At 51.9% G+C, this 3,860-nt stretch carries 3 protein-coding genes and 1 pseudogene; 3 read left to right on the forward strand and 1 reads right to left on the reverse strand.

Annotated features, from left to right (window positions below; genetic code table 11):
• Window positions 1-1,070 (reverse strand): annotated as a pseudogene (locus FDW87_RS11355) (MFS transporter); the annotation flags it as partial.
• A gap of 117 nt (window positions 1,071-1,187) precedes the next feature.
• On the opposite strand from FDW87_RS11355, the gene FDW87_RS11360 reads away from it, so the two are divergent.
• The 3 genes from FDW87_RS11360 to FDW87_RS22350 form a co-directional block, all read left to right on the forward strand.
• Window positions 1,188-1,766: a TetR family transcriptional regulator gene (locus FDW87_RS11360; protein ID WP_016153113.1), complete on the forward strand. Its 579-nt coding sequence runs from the start codon at window positions 1,188-1,190 to the stop codon at window positions 1,764-1,766.
• 212 nt (window positions 1,767-1,978) lie between these two features.
• Window positions 1,979-3,364 carry a NarK family nitrate/nitrite MFS transporter gene (locus tag FDW87_RS11365; protein WP_047358146.1) on the forward strand — a complete coding sequence of 462 codons (1,386 nt, stop codon included), beginning with the start codon at window positions 1,979-1,981 and terminating at the stop codon, window positions 3,362-3,364.
• Window positions 3,365-3,477: 113 nt separating this feature from the next.
• Window positions 3,478-3,860, forward strand: a 383-nt coding sequence (locus FDW87_RS22350; protein ID WP_252363122.1) for a nitrate reductase, incomplete at its 3' end; no start/stop codon positions are given.

A 3,860-nucleotide genomic window follows, 5' to 3' on the forward strand; every position in this document is an offset into this window, starting at 1 on the left:
AATATCCAGGCTTGAATCTGCTGAGTACTGAAATCTGTCATCGCCAGGCCGTAAAAACTGACGGCGCTAAGCGCCATACCCGCCGTTGCCACACAACGTAATCCCAGGCGTGACACCAGCATACCGGCAATGGGGCCGCTGAAGCCGCTTGCCAGCATCACCGGCAGCATAAACAGTCCCGCCTGATACGGTGTTAAACCATGAACAAACTGTAGCTCCTGAGCCATCAGTAACTCGAAACCCACCAGAGTTATCATGGCGGTCATCGCCATCACAACGCCGCTTAAGATGATGCGATGCGTGAACAGACGCATATCTATCATCGGGCGGGAAGCGGCAAGCTGGATGCGGACAAACTGCCACAACAGTAACGCGCCGGTTAACAGCGTCAACGCAATGGCAGCGGTCGCCGTATGCCCTTTCAGCGCGGTTTTAGCGCTGTAAACCAGCAGCAGAATGGCGACAATCAACATTACCGCATGACCGAAATTTAACGACTGATCGCGACGTCCGGCCTGGCGCGGCACTAAACGTGCGGTTAAGGCCATTACCACCAGGACAATCGGTACATTAATTAAGAATACGGATCCCCAGTAGAAGTGCTCCAGCAGCATTCCACCAACCAGTGGGCCAAATGCCGCACCGCCGGAACCCACGGCAGCCCAGACACCGAGCGCCATATTGCGATGCCGTTGCTCAGCGAATGTGGCGCGAATACCCGCAAGCGTTGCCGGAACAATCATCGCCGCCCCAATCGCCAATACGGCCCGAGTGGCAATCAGCCAACCCGCGCTGTGGGCAAAGGCAGCGGCCAGCGATGCGAGACCAAATACTCCGCCCCCTAACAGCAGCAGACGTTTAAAGCCAATACGATCGCCCAGCGCGCCCATTGGCAATACCATTCCGGCCATTACCAGAGAATAAATATCGATGATCCACAGCAGCTCGTTACCACTGGCACCCAGCGTCATACTCAGCGTGGGCGCGGCAACGTGCAGCACCGTTGCATCAATCGCAACAGGGATGTAGACCAGTACAATAATGACTAACGTTAACCACTGACGAAACATAAAACTCCCTAACGAAACTGAAACTGGACACGCGTCCAGCTTTAGCGATCCTACGGAAATTTGAACGTATGTCCAACTTTTTGTTAGACTGCATGCTATACGGGTACAGGAGGAAAGATGAGCTATCTGAATCGGGACGAACGTCGGGAAGTTATTCTGCAAGCGGCCATGCGTGTCGCGCTTGAGGAAGGATTTACTGCTATGACGGTGCGGCGTATTGCCACGGAAGCTCAGGTATCCACCGGGCAGGTACACCATCACTTTACCTCTGCGGGTGAGTTAAAATCCCTCGCGTTTGTGCAACTGATACGGACCCTTCTGGATGCCGAACAGGTCAGTGATAACGCCAGCTTCCGCGAACGACTGCATGCCATGTTGGGCAGTGAAGATGGCGGGTTCGAACCCTACATTAAACTGTGGCGTGAAGCGCAGGTCCTGGCGGATAAAGATCCGGAAATCAAAAGCGCCTACCTGCTAACCATGCGGATGTGGCATGAAGAAACCGCCGCTATCATCACTCAAGGACAGAGTGCAGGTGAATTTTCAGCAATACCGGATGCGGCCGAGGTGGCCTGGCGCTTAATCGCATTGGTTTGCGGCCTGGATGGCATCTATGTCTTAGGCATTGAGGAAATGGCCGACCCTGCATTCGAACGCCATTTGGATCGTATGATTACGTTAGAGTTAGTTAATTGATGTTATAGATGAATTAATAATACACCTTTTATCTTTACAATTGGTAACACTTAAGCAACATGTAATTCCCTCATCACGCCGCGTTATTGCGCTTTTTTATCTATTCTTTCAGTCAATATTCCCAAAACTTTTCAATAGTTTCTAAAAAGAACTCGCGCGGCGCTGTGTGCGTTTATTTCTTTTTCATGAACGGCATGGGCATGGAGAATAATATGTCAGCATCAAATGAGAAAAATAATCGTTATCTTTTAACTGACTGGAAACCGGAGAACCCCGCCTTTTGGGAAAACAAAGGTAAGCATATTGCACGCCGAAACCTCTGGATATCAGTAAGTTGTCTGTTGCTGGCGTTCTGCGTCTGGATGTTGTTCAGCGCCGTGGCCGTCAATCTGAATAAAATTGGTTTTAATTTCACTACTGACCAACTGTTTTTATTAACGGCATTGCCTTCTCTTTCTGGCGCAATATTGCGCGTCCCCTACTCCTTTATGGTACCTATATTTGGTGGGCGCCGGTGGACCATTTTTAGTACGATTATTCTGGTTATTCCCTGCGTCTGGCTCGGTTTTGCCGTGCAAAATAACGCTACTCCGTTTGGCGTATTTATTATCATTGCGCTGATGTGTGGTTTTGCTGGCGCAAACTTTGCCTCCAGCATGGGTAATATCAGCTTTTTCTTCCCCAAAGCGAAACAAGGCAGCGCATTAGGCGTTAACGGTGGTCTCGGCAACCTTGGCGTCAGCGTGATGCAGTTGATCGCGCCGCTGGTGATCTTTCTGCCTATCTTTACCTTTTTGGGCGTACAGGGCGTACCGCAAGCCGACGGCTCGTTATTGTCGCTGGCCAATGCCGCATGGATTTGGGTTCCGTTACTGCTGATAGCCACCTTAGCAGCAGGCATGGGAATGAACGATATTGCCAGTTCGAAGGCCTCAATTGCTTCCCAGTTGCCGGTCCTCAAGCGTTTTCATCTGTGGTTATTAAGCCTGCTGTATCTCGCCACCTTCGGTTCATTTATCGGCTTTTCGGCAGGCTTTGCCATGCTGGCGAAAACTCAGTTCCCGGACGTGAATATCCTGCAACTGGCGTTCTTCGGCCCCTTCATCGGCGCTCTTGCGCGATCGGCAGGTGGGGTGATCTCTGACAAATTCGGCGGTGTGCGCGTCACGTTAATTAACTTCATCTTTATGGCGCTATTTAGCGCCCTGCTGTTTCTCACCCTGCCAGGGTCAGGCGAGGGAAACTTTGTCGCCTTCTACCTGGTGTTTATGGGCTTGTTCCTGACTGCGGGTCTGGGAAGCGGCTCAACCTTCCAGATGATCGCGGTGATCTTTCGCAAAATCACCATATACCGGGTCAAGCTGCACGGTGGTACTGAAGAACAGGCCCAACGTGAGGCGGTAACCGATACCGCTGCCGCCCTGGGATTCATCTCTGCTATTGGCGCTGTGGGGGGCTTTTTCATCCCCAAAGCGTTTGGTTCATCGCTGGCGCTGACCGGCTCTCCGGTGGGTGCAATGAAAATATTCCTCGTGTTTTACATCGTCTGCGTGCTGGTGACCTGGCTGGTCTATGGCCGTAAATCACAAAAAAAATAACAAAATGGATACCGCAGGATCGGACAGTTCGCTAGGCCGGATAAGGCGTTAACCGCCATCCGGCCTACCGTTCGATTCACCGTCGGCAATATTCTCAAAGCAGGAGTTATGTCATGAGTAAACTGTTCGATCGCTTTCGCTACTTTAAACAAAAGGGCGATACGTTTGCCGATGGGCACGGGCAAGTGATGCACACCAACCGGGACTGGGAAGACAGCTATCGTCAGCGCTGGCAGTTCGACAAAATTGTGCGTTCTACCCACGGCGTTAACTGTACCGGCTCATGCAGTTGGAAAATCTACGTCAAAAACGGACTAGTGACCTGGGAAACGCAGCAAACCGACTACCCGCGAACCCGCCCTGACCTGCCAAATCATGAACCCCGTGGCTGCCCGCGCGGTGCCAGCTACTCCTGGTATCTTTACAGCGCCAACCGTCTGAAGTATCCCCTGGTGCGTAAACGTCTGATCGAACTGTGGCGCGACGCCCTGTCCCG

The organism is Citrobacter sp. wls826, assembly GCF_005281245.1.
GTDB lineage: Bacteria > Pseudomonadota > Gammaproteobacteria > Enterobacterales > Enterobacteriaceae > Citrobacter > Citrobacter braakii.